14 protein-coding genes are annotated in these 17,389 nt (G+C 44.1%); 13 read left to right on the top strand and 1 reads right to left on the bottom strand.

Features of this window, described 5'->3' with window-relative positions:
* Positions 1-142: 142 nt before the first annotated feature.
* The 12 genes from ACSVDE_RS05940 to hfq all read left to right on the top strand — a co-directional run bounded on the left by ACSVDE_RS05940 (position 143) and on the right by hfq (position 15,613).
* Positions 143-1,066, top strand: coding sequence for a dipeptidase (locus tag ACSVDE_RS05940; protein ID WP_439300018.1), 924 nt, complete (start codon positions 143-145; stop codon positions 1,064-1,066).
* Positions 1,067-1,252: 186 nt separating this feature from the next.
* Positions 1,253-2,989, top strand: coding sequence for a 2-oxoacid:acceptor oxidoreductase subunit alpha (locus tag ACSVDE_RS05945; protein ID WP_439300019.1), 1,737 nt, complete (start codon positions 1,253-1,255; stop codon positions 2,987-2,989).
* Position 2,990: 1 nt separating this feature from the next.
* Positions 2,991-3,857 (top strand): 2-oxoacid:ferredoxin oxidoreductase subunit beta, encoded by an 867-nt coding sequence (locus ACSVDE_RS05950; protein ID WP_439300020.1) that lies wholly within the window; start codon positions 2,991-2,993, stop codon positions 3,855-3,857.
* Between the two features lie 464 nt (positions 3,858-4,321).
* The gene (tdh, locus tag ACSVDE_RS05955; protein WP_439300021.1) at positions 4,322-5,362 is read left to right on the top strand and encodes an L-threonine 3-dehydrogenase; all 1,041 of its coding nucleotides are present in this window, start codon (positions 4,322-4,324) and stop codon (positions 5,360-5,362) included.
* A gap of 48 nt (positions 5,363-5,410) precedes the next feature.
* On the top strand, positions 5,411-6,589 hold the full coding sequence (locus ACSVDE_RS05960) for a glycine C-acetyltransferase (protein WP_439300022.1): 1,179 nt from the start codon (positions 5,411-5,413) through the stop codon (positions 6,587-6,589).
* A 190-nt stretch (positions 6,590-6,779) separates the two neighbouring features.
* Positions 6,780-8,279 (top strand): tRNA (N6-isopentenyl adenosine(37)-C2)-methylthiotransferase MiaB, encoded by a 1,500-nt coding sequence (gene miaB / locus ACSVDE_RS05965; protein WP_439300023.1) that lies wholly within the window; start codon positions 6,780-6,782, stop codon positions 8,277-8,279.
* Positions 8,279-8,698, top strand: coding sequence for a RicAFT regulatory complex protein RicA family protein (locus ACSVDE_RS05970; RefSeq protein WP_439300024.1), 420 nt, complete (start codon positions 8,279-8,281; stop codon positions 8,696-8,698). The genes miaB and ACSVDE_RS05970 overlap by 1 nt, the downstream gene beginning before the upstream one ends.
* Positions 8,699-9,063: 365 nt before the next feature.
* Positions 9,064-9,630, top strand: coding sequence for an outer spore coat protein CotE (locus tag ACSVDE_RS05975; protein ID WP_226550350.1), 567 nt, complete (start codon positions 9,064-9,066; stop codon positions 9,628-9,630).
* Between the two features lie 255 nt (positions 9,631-9,885).
* Entirely contained in the window at positions 9,886-12,519 is a 2,634-nt protein-coding gene (mutS, locus tag ACSVDE_RS05980) for a DNA mismatch repair protein MutS (RefSeq protein WP_439300025.1), read from the top strand.
* Positions 12,498-14,384 carry a DNA mismatch repair endonuclease MutL gene (mutL, locus tag ACSVDE_RS05985; protein ID WP_439300026.1) on the top strand — a complete coding sequence of 629 codons (1,887 nt, stop codon included), beginning with the start codon at positions 12,498-12,500 and terminating at the stop codon, positions 14,382-14,384. The genes mutS and mutL overlap by 22 nt, the downstream gene beginning before the upstream one ends.
* Before the next feature lie 21 nt (positions 14,385-14,405).
* Positions 14,406-15,344 carry a tRNA (adenosine(37)-N6)-dimethylallyltransferase MiaA gene (gene miaA / locus ACSVDE_RS05990; RefSeq protein ID WP_439300027.1) on the top strand — a complete coding sequence of 313 codons (939 nt, stop codon included), beginning with the start codon at positions 14,406-14,408 and terminating at the stop codon, positions 15,342-15,344.
* A gap of 32 nt (positions 15,345-15,376) precedes the next feature.
* The gene (hfq, locus tag ACSVDE_RS05995; RefSeq protein ID WP_226550334.1) at positions 15,377-15,613 is read left to right on the top strand and encodes an RNA chaperone Hfq; all 237 of its coding nucleotides are present in this window, start codon (positions 15,377-15,379) and stop codon (positions 15,611-15,613) included.
* Between the two features lie 73 nt (positions 15,614-15,686).
* On the opposite strand, the gene ACSVDE_RS06000 is transcribed toward hfq, so the two are convergent.
* On the bottom strand, positions 15,687-16,664 hold the full coding sequence (locus ACSVDE_RS06000; protein ID WP_439300028.1) for a tyrosine-type recombinase/integrase: 978 nt from the start codon (positions 16,662-16,664) through the stop codon (positions 15,687-15,689).
* Positions 16,665-16,782: 118 nt separating this feature from the next.
* Between ACSVDE_RS06000 and ACSVDE_RS06005 the strand changes: the two genes are divergently transcribed.
* Positions 16,783-17,346 (top strand): YhcN/YlaJ family sporulation lipoprotein, encoded by a 564-nt coding sequence (locus ACSVDE_RS06005; protein ID WP_439300029.1) that lies wholly within the window; start codon positions 16,783-16,785, stop codon positions 17,344-17,346.
* Positions 17,347-17,389: the final 43 nt, after the last annotated feature.

Consider the following 17,389-nt stretch of genomic DNA (forward strand, 5'->3'; position numbering starts at 1 on the left):
GAAACGAAATAATAGATAATGGAAACTTGGCACCTGTTGAGGAGGACCAGGTTTTTTCATGGTTTAAAAAACCTCATAGTTAACTATACTAGTAAGCTGAAACGGTTTTTTACGGAACTGTTTCTGAGGAGGTCATGTTGGAATGAAGGTGTTCGACGCACATTGTGATGCATTATTGAAGCTGTGGAGAAATCCAGAACTCACTTTTCAAAGTTCTCATCATCTACAAGTTTCATATCAAGGATTGAAAGCAGCTGGAGCCAAGATACAATGTTTTGCGGTATTCGTTCCAGATGATATTGTTGGGGATGCTCGTTTTCAAGCAGCTCTCGATATGATCGACCTCTTTTATGAGAAAGTCGTGAAACCTTATCCTGACATTAAAGCTGTCAGGACAAAAGAGGAAATCGATCGATTGGAAGAAAATGAGATCGGAGTCATGCTGACGTTGGAAGGTTGCGGCCCTGTTGCGAACGACCTTACCCGTCTTCAAACATTGCTCCGTCTGGGTGTCCGATCCGTTGGATTGACCTGGAATTATGCCAATGATCTGGCAGACGGTGTCCTTGAAGAGAGACAAGCAGGTTTATCGAACCTCGGGATTGAAGCAGTCAAAATGCTGGATGCTGAGAAGGTATGGACTGATGTTTCGCATTTGACAGAAGCGGGATTCTGGGATGTGATGGAATTGACCGATCGGGTCATCGCTTCCCATTCCAATGTGAAGGTGTTATGCGACCATCCTAGGAACCTGAATGACCACCAGATCCAAGCCCTCATTAAAAAAGATGCGATGATGGGTATCACATTCGTTCCATACTTTTTGAGCGAAAGATCCCCTGTTCATATCAAGGAGATCATCAAGCACATCGATTATGTCGCATCATTTGGTGGTGTTCGCAACATCGGATTCGGATCGGACTTTGACGGCATATCGGAAACAGTCAAAGGACTGGATTCCTATTTCGGCTACGACCTGCTCATCAACGAACTTCAGAAACACTTTTCAGAAGAAGAAGTAAGAGGCTTTTGTTATGAAAATTTCGTTGAAAGAATTACTTTTTAGTAAATTTGGAATAGTCGGATTGATGGAAGAATTTTCAGTAGACTACTTGCATTTTAATAGGGATAGGTCTATTATTGTAAGCGTTATAAACCATTTTTCTTCCCAAATTTTAGAGGGTTATTACATATTACCATCGATTTGGATTAATCAAAAAGGACTGGAACATTAGAAGGGGTGGAGTTTTGAATGGTAGATCAACTTTCATGGAAAGTTGGCGGTCAACAAGGAGAAGGAATTGACAGTACTGGTGAAGTATTTTCACTTGCTCAAAACCGTTTAGGTTATTACCTCTATACTTACCGCCACTTTTCTTCTCGAATTAAAGGTGGTCACACGAACAACAAGATTCGCGTTTCCACAAAAGAAATTGGTGCAGTTTCTGATGACTTGGATATTTTGGTTGCGTTCGACCAAGAAACGATCGATGTGAACTATCACGAGTTACATAATGAAGGCATCATCATCGCAGACTCCAAATTTAATCCGACTGCTCCAGAAGATTGTAAAGCCAAATTATTCGCTGTTCCATTTACTGAAATTGCAAATGAATTAGGTACATCATTGATGAAAAATATGGTTGCCATCGGAGCAACAAGTGCTATTCTCGGGCAATCAACAGAAGAGTACCGTGAAATTGTCCAGGAAGTATATGGTCGTAAAGGTGAAAAAGTTGTAGAAAAGAACATGGAAGCGCTTAGACAGGGTGCAGAATATTTCAATGAACAAGCAGGCGGTCCGATCGAGCGTCTTCAGCTTGAAAAAGCAGACGGCAAAAAGCGTATGTTCATGATCGGAAACGATGCAATTTCCTTAGGATTCTTAGTCGGTGGGGTACGATTCATGTCTGCCTACCCGATTACACCTGCATCTGAAATCATGGAGTATATGATCAAGCATCTTCCGAAATATGGCGGAACGGTCATCCAAACAGAAGATGAAATTGCTGCAGCGACAATGGCGATCGGCGCTAACTATGCAGGAGTCCGTACGATTACAGCATCTGCTGGTCCAGGGCTTTCCCTCATGATGGAGGCAATCGGTCTTTCCGGTATTACCGAAACACCGCTTGTCATCGTTGATACCCAGCGTGGTGGTCCATCGACTGGTCTTCCGACAAAGCAGGAGCAATCCGACTTGATGGCGATGATCTATGGTACACATGGTGAAATTCCGAAAGTCGTTATGGCGCCAAGTACAGCAGAAGAAGCTTTTTACGATGCAGTAGAAGCACTTAACATTGCTGAAGAATATCAATGTCCAGTCATCTTATTGTCTGACTTGCAGCTTTCACTCGGTAAGCAGACCGTACAGCCATTGGAACATGGTAAAACGGAAATTCGTCGCGGTAAGCTTGAAACGAATGAACTGCCTGAGCTCGAAGCGAAGGAATATTTCAAGCGTTATGAAGTGACGGAAGATGGCGTGTCACCTCGTGTCCTTCCAGGTGCGAAGAATGGTATCTACCATGTGACAGGTGTTGAGCACGACCAGACTGGTAAGCCGTCAGAAGTGGCTGCAAACCGTCAAGCGCAGATGGATAAGCGTAACCGTAAATTGAACAACTTGAAGTTCAATACACCGATCTATACAAATGCGAAGCATGATGAAGCGGATGTCCTCGTTGTTGGATTCAACTCGACAAGAGGGGCGATCGAAGAAATGATGCCACGTCTTGAAGAGGATGGCGTCAAGGTGAACCATGCTCATATTCGTCTGATTCATCCATTCCCTGCCGAAGAGATGAAAGAACTAGTCGATTCTGCTAAGAAAGTCGTTGTCGTTGAAAACAACTCGACTGGTCAATTGGCGAACATCATGAAAATGAACATTGGAAACCTTGAAAAAATCAACAACGTATTGAAATACAACGGCAACCCATTCTTGCCTTCAGAAATTTACGCAAAATGCAAGGAGCTGTTATAAGATGGCAACATTCAAAGACTTTCGTAACCAAGTAAAACCGAACTGGTGCCCAGGCTGCGGAGATTTCTCTGTACAAGCTGCAATTCAACGTGCTGCAGCGAATATCGGTCTTGAGCCTGAAGACTTGGCCGTCGTTTCTGGAATCGGATGCTCCGGGCGTATTTCTGGATATATCAATTCTTACGGGTTCCACGGCATCCATGGACGTTCCCTTCCGATTGCGCAAGGTGTGAAGATGGCGAACCGTGATTTGACGGTCATCGCATCTGGTGGTGACGGTGATGGATTTGCGATCGGTATGGGTCATACCATCCATGCAATCCGTCGTAACATCGATGTCACTTACATCGTCATGGATAACCAAATCTACGGATTGACGAAAGGTCAAACCTCGCCTCGTTCCGAGTTTGGATTCAAGACGAAGAGTACGCCGGAAGGTTCAGTTGAATCATCCATCTCCATCATGGAGACCGCTTTGACTGCTGGAGCGACATTTGTTGCACAAAGCTTTTCCAGTGACTTGAAGGAGTTGACTTCATTGATCGAACAGGGGATCCAACATAAAGGTTTCTCACTGATCAACGTATTCAGCCCATGTGTCACATACAACAAAGTGAACACATATGATTGGTTTAAAGAAAATCTTGTCAGCCTTTCCGATATCGAAAATTATGATGCGAACAACAGAATGGTTGCGATGCAGACATTGATGGAGAATAACGGTCTGGTTAAAGGCTTGATCTATCAAAATACGGACAAGAAATCATATCAAGATCTTGCACATGGATACAGTGATTCATCACTTTCGAAAGCGGATCTCTCAATTGACGAAAAGCAATTCGAAGAGCTGATTTCGGAATTCATGTAAAATAAGAGCATCATCAACCTCATCCAATTCGGATGAGGTTTTTTCGTTATTCCTCGGGTCGGCGCTCTTACGCACCCCGAAGTCGGAGAAATGACGGAATCGCCCCCCGCAAGAGGCTCATTCGTACCCCGAAGTCGGAGAAATGACGGAATCACACCCCGCAAGAGGCTCTTACGCACTCCGAAGTCGGAGAAATGACGAAATCGCACCCCGCAAAAGGCTCATTCGCACCCCGAAAACACAAAATTGACAAGATCGCACCCCGAAAGAGTCTGGGTGTCTTATTTTGAATTGTCGCCGTTTTTAGGTATAGTTTAAGGTAGTAAGCAGAAAATGAATATTAGGCACACATCCAGCATGGATGCGCACGTGTTCATGTCAGGAGGACACATCTTTACTCTTGAATATTGTCGTGATACAATTTTCAAGGGAAACTTATTGTGAACTTTAAAGGAGTGTTCATCTTGCAAGGAAAAATGAAAGCGATTGTAAAACACCATCGTGACAAAGGCGCTAGACTAGAGATGGTGGACATCCCTCAAATAAAAGAAGACGAAGTGTTGATCAAGGTGAAGGCGACATCGATCTGTGGAACGGATGTACATATTTACGCTTGGGACGAATGGTCTGCAAGCCGTGTCAATCCACCTTACGTATTCGGTCATGAATTTGCTGGTGAAGTTGTGGAAATCGGTGAAAACGTTACCAATGTGACGATCGGGGACTCAGTATCAGCTGAAACTCATATCGTTTGTGGAGAGTGTCCACAATGTTTGACAGGGAATGCCCACATTTGCCGTAACACGAAAATCATCGGTGTCGATATCGATGGATGTTTTGCAGAATACGTGGCGTTGCCTGCTAAAAATCTATGGATCAACGACCCAGAGATGCCAATGTCAGTCGGATCTGTCCAAGAACCGATGGGAAATGCGGTACATACAGTTCTCGCTGGAGATGTAGCGGGTAAAACCGTCTCCATCATCGGCTGTGGTCCAATCGGCTTGATGGCGGTTGGCGTCGCGAAAGCAGCGGGCGCTTCAAAAGTCATTGCGTATGACTTGAACGACTATCGTTTGGACCTCGCAAAAGAAATGGGCGCAACGACAATCGTAAATTCGAAAGAACAAGATCCTGTCCAAGTTGCAATGGACTTGACGGATGGAAACGGCGTCGAAGTAGTCTGTGAAATGTCTGGACATCCCGTCGCCATCGATCAAGGATTCAAAATGTTGACGAACGGTGGACGTATGTCGATCCTCAGTCTACCTGTCAAACCGGTTCAAGTTGATCTTACAAATGACGTCGTCTTCAAAGGAATTACGGTTCAAGGGATTACCGGACGTAAAATGTTTGAAACGTGGAGACAAGTTGCAGGATTGCTCGAATCAGGCCAAGTCGACGTACAGAAGATGATTACACATGAATTTGCACTTGAAGATTTTGAAAAAGGTTTCGACCTCATGCTTGAAGGCAAATGTGGAAAAGTTGTCCTTAAACCTTAAATTCAGCTGTAAAAACTAGAAACATTAATTTGATAGGAGGAATGTACTGTGAAAGGTTTTGAATATCTTCAAAACGAATTAGATGAAATGAGATCCGAAGGTGTTTTCCGAGAGTTGATTCCATTAGAATCCGAACAAGGTTCGAAAGTCGTCATCAAAGGAAAAGAAGTCATCCAGTTGTCCTCTAACAACTATCTTGGTTTGACTGATCACCCTAGAATGAAACAAGCTGCTTTAGATGCAGTAGAGAAATACGGTGTCGGAACAGGATCGGTCCGTACGATCGCTGGTACACTCAGCATGCATGAAGAATTCGAACGCAAGCTCGCTGAATTCAAACATACGGAAGCTTCCCTCGTCTTCCAATCTGGTTTTACAACGAACCAAGGTGTCCTGTCCTCCATCCTTACAAAGGAAGACGTCGTCATTTCAGATGAACTGAATCACGCATCCATCATTGACGGAATCCGGTTAACGAAGGCGGCTCGTAAAATTTACAAGCACGTGGATGTGGAAGACCTCGAACGTGCATTGAAAGAGTCTTCTGACTATCGCGTCCGTCTTGTCGTAACGGACGGAGTCTTCTCAATGGACGGTAACATCGCACCATTACCGGAGATCGTCGAACTATGTGAAAAGTACGATGCAATCCTCATGGTAGATGACGCTCACTCCAGCGGTGTACTTGGACGCAATGGCCGTGGGTCTGTCGACCATTTCCACCTGAACGGACGTGTCCACATCCAGGTAGGTACTTTAAGTAAAGCGATTGGTGTCCTCGGTGGTTATGTAGCGAGTACGCAAGCTTTGCGTGAGTACTTGATCCATAAAGGACGTCCTTTCCTCTTCAGTACTTCACATCCACCGGCTGTAACAGCAGCATGCTCGGCAGCCATCGATGTTCTATTAGAGGAACCGGAATTGATCGACAAGCTATGGGATAATGCCAACTTCTTGAAAGAAGGCTTAAGCAAGCTTGGATTCGATACAGGTAAAAGTGAAACCCCAATTACTCCAGTGATTGTAGGAGATGCTGCCCTTGCGCACAAACTATCCGATAAGCTGTTCGATTACGGTGTGTTTGCACAAGGCATCGGCTTCCCGACTGTTGCAAAAGGGTCTGCGCGTGTGCGTACGATTGTAACTGCTCAACACTCGAAAGAAGAGCTTCAAGATGCACTTGACGCTTTCGAAAAAGCAGGTAAGGAACTGAACATCATCAAGTAAAGATGTAATGAGAGAAGGCGGATGCCTTCTCTTTTTTTATAGTCGGAGATCATCATCTCTATGAGGAGTAAGATACGACGTTTTATGGTCATTTCACCCTGGATTTGTTATAATAAATGAGTTATATATCAACAAACATGAATGTTTAAACGGGCACTTCGCACGTTAGCGAATTGATTCAGCATAGCAGTTGGGAGTGAACAGTTTGAAAACGAAAGAAAAAGACTACTCCAAATACTTTCAAACGACGTATCAGCCTCCTTCTTTAAAAGATGCGAAAAGAAGAGGAAAAGAAAAGATCCAATTCCATAAAGACTTTGGAATTGATGACGATTTGAAAAACATCGGTGTAGGGAAGAAGTTCTTGATCCGTACATATGGCTGTCAAATGAACGAACATGATACGGAAGTCATGGCGGGGATCCTATCAGATATGGGGTTCGAATCGACAACCGACACAGACGATGCCGATGTCATCCTATTGAATACATGTGCCATCCGTGAAAATGCAGAAAACAAGGTGTTCGGTGAAATCGGTCACTTGAAATCCTTGAAAGTGGAAAAACCGGGATTGATAATCGGTGTATGCGGATGTATGTCCCAGGAAGAATCCGTCGTCAATAAGATTCTGCAAAAGCATCAGCATATCGATTTGATCTTCGGTACACATAATATCCATCGACTTCCTCAGTTAATCAAGAATGCGATTTTTGGAAAAGAGATGGTCATCGAGGTTTGGTCGAAGGAAGGGGACATCGTCGAAAACCTTCCAAGAGTGCGTAAAGGGAATATCAAAGGTTGGGTCAACATCATGTACGGTTGCGATAAGTTCTGCACCTATTGCATCGTGCCGTACACGCGAGGAAAAGAGCGAAGCCGACGTCCGGAAGATATTATAGAAGAAGTCCGCCATCTTGCACGGAACGGCTACAAGGAAATTACGCTACTCGGTCAGAACGTCAATGCATATGGCAAGGATTTTGAAGATACGGACTATGGACTTGGGGATCTGATGGATGAGATCCGCAAGATCGATATTCCTCGCGTACGCTTTACGACGAGCCACCCGAGAGACTTTGATGATCACCTGATCGACGTCCTGGCGAAAGGCGGCAATCTGGTTGAGCATATCCACCTTCCAGTCCAGCATGGAAGTTCCGACGTATTGAAGCTGATGGCGCGGAAGTATTCACGCGAGCATTATTTGGATCTTGTTGATAAAATCAAAGCGAAGATTCCGAATGCCGTCTTCACGACGGATATCATTGTCGGCTTCCCGAACGAGACGGAAGAACAATTCGAAGAGACACTTTCTCTTGTAAAAGAAGTCGAATATGACATGGCGTTCACTTTCATCTATTCGCCGAGAGACGGTACTCCAGCAGCTAAGATGCAAGATAACGTGCCGATGGAAGTGAAGAAGGAACGACTTCATCGATTGAATGAAGTCATGAACGAGATTTTCTTGAAAAAGAATAAAGCATTGGAAGGCGAAGTGGTCGAAGTGCTCGTCGAAGGGGAGAGCAAGAAAAACCCTGAAGTGTTGACTGGACATACCCGCACGAATAAAGTCGTCCATTTCCGTGCTCCAAAATCGATGATCGGTGAACTGGTCAATGTAAAAATACATGAAGCAAAGACATGGAGCTTGAATGGTGAGCTCGTAAAAACAGTTGAGGTGAATCAATAATGGCAGAATATACAAGAGATCAAGTCATCAAAAAGGCAGAAGAGCTAGCGAAGATGATTTCTTCTACAGAAGAAGTCGATTTCTTCAAGCGTGCCGAAGAGAAAATCAATGAAAACGATAAAGTACAGAAATTGATCGGTAAGATCAAAATGTATCAGCAGGAAGCTGTAAATCTTCAACATTATCAAAAGCATGAAGCGTTGAAGAAGGTAGAAGAAAAGCTTGAAAACCTTCATAAAGAAGTCGATTCCATTCCGATTGTACAAGAATTCAAGCAATCACAAACGGATGTGAACGACCTCCTACAACTCGTCACATCTACGATTTCGAACACGGTGACCGATGAAATCATCCGTGAAACGGAAGGTGACCAGCTGAAAGGCATGACAGGATCAGCGGTCAAGCATAACCGATTTTAATCTATATTGTATAAGGGCTGTCTTGACGTTCTCCTAAATCGAGAACGACAGGGACAGTCCTTTTCTTATGTCCGATTTTCATAGTAAAAAAAACGCCCAAGGGCATGACGTTACCCAGATTCAGTCGTATGCACGAAATAGCCGATCCAAATTTACATCAGTTAAACTCAAATCTATCCTCGTACACTAATTTCACGTACCGTACGAACTTTGAAAAAGTAGAAAAAAAGATAAAATAATTCTGTAAGAATTTCATAGACTGAACTAACGGGACATTATGAACGAGTTTATAAAAATTTTAGGCACACTAGACATTCGCCCTGCATAGGATGAATTGAAGATTGGAAGAGGAGGGATTTAGTCACATGGCCAAAAACGATAACAGCTATAGAGAGATTATTACGAAAGCGGTTTGCGGCAAAGGTCGGAAGTTTTCACAGGCCACCCACACGGTCACACCTGCTCACAGACCTTCCAGCATCCTCGGTTGCTGGATCATCAATCACAACTACAAACCTGTAGAAAACGGGAACTCTGTAGACGTAGAAGGAAGCTATGATATCAATGTTTGGTACTCCTACAATAACAATACGAAAACAGAGGTCGTAACAGAGACGATCAAGTATAAAGATACGTGTAACCTCACGAAAAGAGATGAGAATTCACTCGGCAAACATACTGAAGTGAGCGCTAGGGCATTGCAGGAACCGAATACATTAGAAGCAACCATTTCACCAAATGGGAACAAGATTCTCGTCCAAGTTGAGCGTGAATTCATTGCTGAAGTCATCGGCGAGACAAAAGTGTGGGTACAAGTGAACCAGGATGGGGTCATCGAAGAGCTTGAGGACGACAGCTGGGAAGATGAAGTCGATGATGAAGAATTTGAAGACCTCGATCCGAATTTCTTGTTAGGGGATTTGGAAGAGTAAGTGAACACGGGGCTGACCCTTAAGTGTCTGACTCTCTCCGATTGGACCATTCCGTTCGATTGGAGGTGCCTGACACTTTATTTTTTGGGTCAGTCTTTTCCTTTTAGGGCTTCATACAAGAGCCACAATGTAGACGAGAACGCCCTTGGATAAAAGCAGCTACAAGTTGTTCATCCTCTTATATTAGCCCCTGCATTCATCGTGAAAAAATATGCTATAATGGGGTGAAGAATATAAGTAAGACGGAGGACTGACATGGCTGAGTATACTCCAATGATGCAGCAATATTTATCGATTAAGGCAGACTATGAAGATGCCTTTTTATTTTTTCGATTAGGAGATTTCTATGAATTGTTCTTTGACGATGCATTACGAGCGTCACAAGAGCTTGAAATAACATTAACAAGCAGAGACGGGGGAAAAGGAAACCGCATTCCGATGTGTGGCGTCCCCCATCACTCGTCTCCGAATTATATCGCGCAGCTTATTGAAAAAGGTTTCAAAGTTGCGATTTGTGAACAAGTTGAAGATCCGAAAGTCGCAAAAGGTGTCGTCAAACGGGATGTCGTCCAGGTGATTACGCCAGGTACAGTGATGGAAGGCGCGATGTTGGATGAAAAGGTGAACAACTTCATCGCTTCCATAACCCCGCTCTCTGAAGGCTATGGAATAGCGACCTGCGACCTTTCGACGGGTCAGAACTCTGTGAAAATTCTCAAGGAAGATTGGAAGTCTGTATGCTTAGAGCTTCAATCGTTAGAGATCAAAGAGGTTGTCGTACCAGGTAATATAGCTGAAGACCAAGTGAACATGTTGAGGGATCTTTATCAATTTACAGTTTCCAATGAACGGGAAATAGAAGTTCCTGAAAGTTTACATAGTATCATCACTACGTTAGGAACGGAGGATCTACAAAAAACAGGCAAACAGCTGCTTTCCTATCTCGTGAGAACCCAGAAACGAGCACTTGATCATCTGCAGGAGTTCGAATATGTCGAGACCACTTCCTACATGAAAATCGACCCGAATTCAAAACGGAACCTCGAACTCGTTGAGACGCTCCGACAAAAGCAAAAGAAGGGTTCACTACTATGGTTGTTGGACAAGACGGTCACCGCGATGGGTGGAAGGATGCTCAAGCAATGGATTGAACAGCCTTTGCTCGATTCAAAACCGATCGAAGAACGCCTATCGATCGTCGAGACGTTCATGAAGCAGTTTTTCAATCGAGAACAGATCCGTGAGCAATTGACGGAAGTGTATGACTTAGAAAGATTGGCCGGTAAAGTCGCTTTCGGGAATGTGAATGCTAGGGACCTTATTCAACTGAAACGTTCACTTCAAAATATCCCGACGTTGAAAGATCGTCTATTGGATATGGACCACCCTGGGTTGACGAGTCGTTCAGAGGCGATGGACCCTTGTGTCGATCTTGAACGGTTATTGGAAGCATCAGTTCATGAAGAAGCTCCAATCTCAATTAAGGAAGGTAACATCATCAAGAGCGGATACAACGAACAGTTGGACGAGTACAGGAATGCAAGTGTAAACGGGAAATCGTGGATTGCCTCACTTGAGCAATCCGAACGGGAGAGGACAGGGATCCGTTCTTTGAAAATCCGTTACAACCGAGTGTTCGGCTATTATATCGAAGTGACCAAAAGCAACCTTCACCTCATAGACGAGGAAAGGTATGAGCGGAAACAGACATTGGCGAATGCTGAGCGGTTCATTACGCCAGAGCTGAAAGAAAAGGAAGACATCATTCTATCAGCGGAAGAGAAATCAGTCGAACTGGAATACCAACTATTTTTAGAAATCCGTGAACAAGTCAAGGCGTTCATACCACACTTGCAAAAACTAGCCAAACAGATCAGCGAGATTGATGTGCTGCAAGCTTTTGCGGTAGTGAGTGAAGAGGGACAATATTGTAGACCGATCATCTCCCGAGAAGGGACGATTCGAATCGAAGAAGGCAGACATCCGGTCGTTGAACAGATGATGGATCGCCAGGATTACGTATCGAACGACGTCAATATGGATCCGGAGAGAGAGGTCCTACTCATAACAGGACCGAACATGGCCGGTAAAAGTACGTATATGAGACAGGTAGCTCTTTCATCGATACTCTTACAAATCGGTTGTTTCGTACCAGCACAGTCAGCAACCTTACCGATTTTCGATCAAATTTTTACACGGATTGGAGCTGCGGATGACCTGGCAGGTGGACAGAGTACATTCATGGTCGAAATGATGGAGACGCAATATGCGCTCACCCATGCAACGGACAAGAGTTTGTTGTTGCTCGACGAGATTGGTAGAGGGACATCCACTTATGACGGCATGTCTCTAGCACAATCCATTATTGAATACATCCATCACCATATCGGTGCAAAAACGCTCTTCTCCACTCATTACCATGAACTGACCGTTTTGGAGAATGAGCTGGATCGATTGCATAATATTCATGTCAAAGCGATCGAAGAAGAGGGCAAAGTCGTATTCTTGCACAAGGTCGAAGATGGTAAAGCCGATCGAAGTTATGGAATCCATGTGGCAGAGCTTGCTCAACTGCCAGAAAAGCTTATTCAACGTGCGAATGAATTGCTTACTGAATTCGAATCGGATACAAACCATACAGAACGTCCTGCGAAAAAAGAGGCGGAATCAAAAGTGCATGAAGAAGGGCAGCTGTCTCTCTTCGAACCGGAAGCACCCTCTGTAAAGACCCAGAAGAAGATCGAACATCACCCTGTCATCGATCAGTTGAAGAATATGGAGCTTCTTTCGATGACGCCTCTTGAAGCGATGAATGCACTTTATGAGCTGCAATTGTCGATCAAACAAGAGAAACAGGAGGAATCTAAATGGGCAAAATCAAACAGCTAGATGACCTTTTGTCCAATAAGATAGCAGCGGGTGAAGTGGTCGAACGGCCAGCCTCCATTGTGAAAGAATTGGTCGAAAACGCCATTGATGCGAACAGCACACGCATCGACGTTGAAGTCGAAGAAGGCGGTTTATCCAGAATCATCGTCATCGATAATGGAGACGGGATCGAGAGCGAGGATCTTCTGACAGCTTTTCAACGCCATGCAACAAGTAAGATTCAGGATGAGAATGACCTTTTCCATATTCGTACGTTGGGTTTTCGTGGTGAAGCCTTACCAAGTATCGCATCCGTCTCCAAAGTCGATTTGAAGACGTCCACCGGGAAAGATGCAGGGGATCAGGTTTCGATCCATTTCGGAAAAGTGGTCGAACAGAAGAAGTCCGACAGTCGAAAAGGAACGACCATCGAGGTGACACACCTTTTCCATAATACACCTGCACGACTAAAGCATTTGAAAACCGTCCATACTGAATTGGGAAACATAACAGACGTAATCAACAGGCAGGCAATGGCACACCCTGAAGTGGCTTTCCATTTGAAACATAATGGGAAAACCGTATTGAAAACACCAGGGAATGGCGATCTTCTTCAAGTCATTGCTGCCATCTATGGGATGTCTGTTGCTAAGAAAATGATTTCGGTCGAAAATGAAACGTTGGACTATGAGATCAAAGGCTTTGCTGTGAAACCGGAGATCACTCGTGCATCCCGTCAATATGTCTCTTTATTCATCAATGGGCGATACATCAAGAATTATAAGATCTATAAAGCGATCGAGCGCGCCTATCATACGTTGCTACCGATCGGTCGTCATCCGATTGTCATTCTTTCAATTGAACTTGATCCGATCTTGGTAGATGTGAATGTACATCCTGGAAAACTAGAAGCGAGATTCAGTAAAGAACAAGAACTTTCAGAAGCGATCGAAACAGGAATCAAAAACGCGCTCAAACAGACTGAATTGATTCCTCATGCTTCTCGAAAAAGTCATGTATCCAAACCGAAGACCGAGCAATCTAGTTTTTCATTTGATACGTCCAGGGAGGACATAGAACGGAGGCTGGCATCATTCCAACAGAAAGATGATCTGGTTACTCCTTCATTCACTCCTCCAAGAGTGGAACACGATCAACCCGATTTCACCAGTACCGAATGGAAACATCATCAGGAATCGGTCTCCAAAGAACCTGAGGAAGGTTATGTTTTCGATGAGGGGGAACCACTGATCAAAAAGGAGCCTGTGAAGGACACGGTTCAACAACAAGAACCGGTTAGTTCACGAGTTCCGACGATGTATCCGGTCGGACAAGTACATGGAACCTATATCATCGCTCAAAATGATCAAGGGATGTACATCATCGACCAACATGCTGCCCAGGAACGGATCAAGTACGAGTATTTCAGGGAAAAAGTGGGGATGTATGAGCATGAAGTCCAAGAACTTCTCGTTCCGCTCACTTTTGAATTCACACATACGGAAGCGACCATCCTTAAGGAACATGAAGAAGAGCTGTCCACGATCGGTATTTTTTTAGAACCGTTCGGTGGTAACACGTTCATCGTCCGCTCTCATCCTCAATGGTTCCCGAGCGGGGAAGAGAAGGAGACCATACAGGAAATCATCGATCAAGTTCTGGCCGATAAGAAAACAGACATCAAAAAGCTCAGGGAAGATGCAGCGATCATGATGTCATGTAAAGGCTCAATCAAAGCGAACCGGCATTTGAGAAACGATGAAATGATCACGTTGATTGATACGTTGAGAAAATCAGAAGACCCGTTCACCTGTCCGCATGGTAGACCGATCATCATCCAATTCACGACGTATGAAATGGAAAAGATGTTCAAACGGGTTATGTAACGTTAGTTGGAGGTAGGATGGATGAAGTCACCCTTAGTTGTTATTGTAGGACCGACGGCAGTGGGCAAAACGAAGACGAGCGTCGAAATCGCGAAGGCGTTCAGTGGGGAAGTCATCAACAGTGATTCGATGCAAGTCTATAAAGATCTGGATATCGGTACAGCAAAAATAAAAGAAGAGGAAAAAGAGGGAATTCTTCATCACCTTTTTGATATCAAAAGTCCTTTTGAAGACTATTCAGCAGCTGAATATCAGGTGGATGCCAAAAGAGTGATCCATCAGATCCATGAAAAAGGGAGACTTCCCGTCATGGTGGGCGGGACTGGCTTATATATCCGGTCCGTCACCCATGATTATCAGTTTTCGGATGCTACTGCTGATTCTGCCTATCGTGAAGAACTAGAACGTTTTGGTGAAGAAAAAGGAGCTGAAGCCCTTCATGATCTGCTGAAAGAAAAAAATGAAGAGCGGGCAGCCCAAATCCATCCGAATAACGTTCGCCGGGTCATCAGAGCATTGGAGATCATCCATACAAATGGCAGTTTGGATCAAGAGCATTCCCATGAACATCAGGTATCCTCATACGAGTTAATTACGATTGGATTGACGATGGATCGGGAAGAGCTCTACGATCGCATCAACCATCGCGTGGATTTGATGATGGAAGAGGGCTTGCTTGAAGAAGTACAAGCGCTTTATGAGGCAGGCGTACGAAACACACAAGCTGTTCAGGCAATCGGCTACAAAGAACTTTATGATTACTTCGAAGGAAACTGTACACTGGATGAGGCAATCGTCACACTGAAACGAAACTCGAGAAGATACGCAAAACGTCAATTGACTTGGTTTCGGCATCAGATGGATGTGGAATGGTTTGATGTAACGGGTGGAACGATTGATGAAAAAATTCCATCTATTTTGCGTTATGTGGCAGGAAAGCTACAACTTGAATCGAATTAATGTATGAACGTTTATTTAGGAGGCCTATACACATGAAGCAATCCATTAATATTCAAGATCAATTCTTAAACACCCTAAGAAAAGAAAATGTTTTCGTAACAGTCTACTTATTGAACGGATTTCAGCTTAAAGGGCTGGTTAAAGGATTCGACAACTTCACAGTAGTCCTCGAATCAGACGGGAAACAACAATTGATTTACAAGCATGCCATTTCCACCTTCACTCCGCAACGTCCAGTCGAATTCAGCTCTGACAATCAAAATAATTAATCCATCTCCAGGTACCCTGCCTGGATGTAAATAAGGAAAGGATTGACCGCGTGCGGTCAATCCTTTTTTGGTTTTACGAAATAGGCGAATTCATTTCCTCAACATATTCCAAGTACCGTTTCAATGTCAGTGGTGTTTTCATTCCGAAATGGTACTGGATATAATCGTTCTCTTGTTTGGATAAGAGGGCGTGGAGGATAGCGGTTCTTCTGAAATGTTGGGCTGAAATCCCTTTCCGCAAACCAGAACGGGCTACTTCTTGGCGGATCATCTTTTGGATCGCGATTTCCGTCAGACGCTTCGGTCGATTATCCTCATAACTCCAACGATAGGTCAGTCGCTTAAAATCGAACGCCACGAAAAATGGATCTGCACTGTACTGCGCAGGACGGACTGAAACAGGGATGGACTCGTAATAGGCGAAAAGTATTTCACTATCCTTTTTGGAGAGATTGATGGTCCGATGGGTTGACGGTTCATCCGTTTCCACCTTCAGTTCCTTTTGTATGAAGGAAACATGCCTCATGTCGATCGAGCATAATTCATGCAATGTCAGTCCATGGTTTAACAGCAGGGTGAATAGTGCCAAATTCCTTTTTGCCAGGTATGGATAGGCTTTTTGTTGATTTTCCGTAAGACCTTCCGCTGTTGGTACGATTTCCATCAACCGTTCACTTTCCGCGTCCTTGATGAACATTTCTTCAGAGAATCCTTCTTCAGCAAGGCTGTGCAACTGGATATCGTTTACGGGGTTGCTCGGAATTTTATTATGTAAATTAAGGTAATGGTGATATTGTTTCAAAACACTAAAGACTCGTTTCAACGTCCGGTATGAATACGTTCGTTCTTCACTCAAAAAATCGAAATACGTCTGTATGAAGGTTGTCGTGAAGACTTTCGGATCTTCATAAGACAAGTCGTTCACGCGGATCCATGCAAGGTAATCTTCCAGGTCATATTGATACCGTTTGACCGTTGAGGGACGCTTTCCCCGTTTCTCCAAATCCAGAATGAAGTCGATCGTGTTTTTCGGTGTTTCCTCAGTATTCATGCCTTTTCCACCACCTTGGAGTCATTTGTTTCCATTATAGCACGTGTGAGGAAGATGAAAATGCATAACCATAAAGGAAAACTCACACGCTAAGAAAAAAATCATCGAGGTGGATTGGATGTTCAAGAAAGTACTCACCGTTCTCTTCGTCCTTCATTTCTTAGCTGCATGTAATTATATCGATGCTGAAGAGGGGCAAGAGAATTACAGCAACCCTACAGAACAAAACTTCCGGACCAACAAGAACAACTTAGAAGATACACCGATTGTGAAAAGAACATCAGCAGAATCTGCAAACGCGAAAGAGCTTGTCGAGTTGACTGAGCAGGTGAATGGAGTGGAAAGTGCTCGAGCGATCGTAAGTGGCATCTACATCGTTGTTGGCATTCAGCTTGAAAAAGGGGCTGGCGAAAACGAAACGGTAAAAGCCGTATATGAACGGCTTAGTAGCCATAGTCATGGTGCGAACGCTTTGGTGACGGCAAATCCAGAGCATATCCGTACATTGGATGAGTGGGGCACCGCCATCAAAAATAATAAAATGACCGAAGAGATTGATATTTATAACGGTCTAGGCGTAATGATCAGCCATATCAAGCCTAACGAAGACCTGCAAATCCGCAAATCCAACCCTTCAAAAGAATATTTGGATCGACACCGATTACCGGATATCAAAAAATGACCCTGTAAAACCAGGGTCTTTTTAATTAGTATATGAGTGGTTC

The organism is Pseudalkalibacillus sp. Hm43 (assembly GCF_051842935.1).
GTDB lineage: Bacteria > Bacillota > Bacilli > Bacillales > Fictibacillaceae > Pseudalkalibacillus.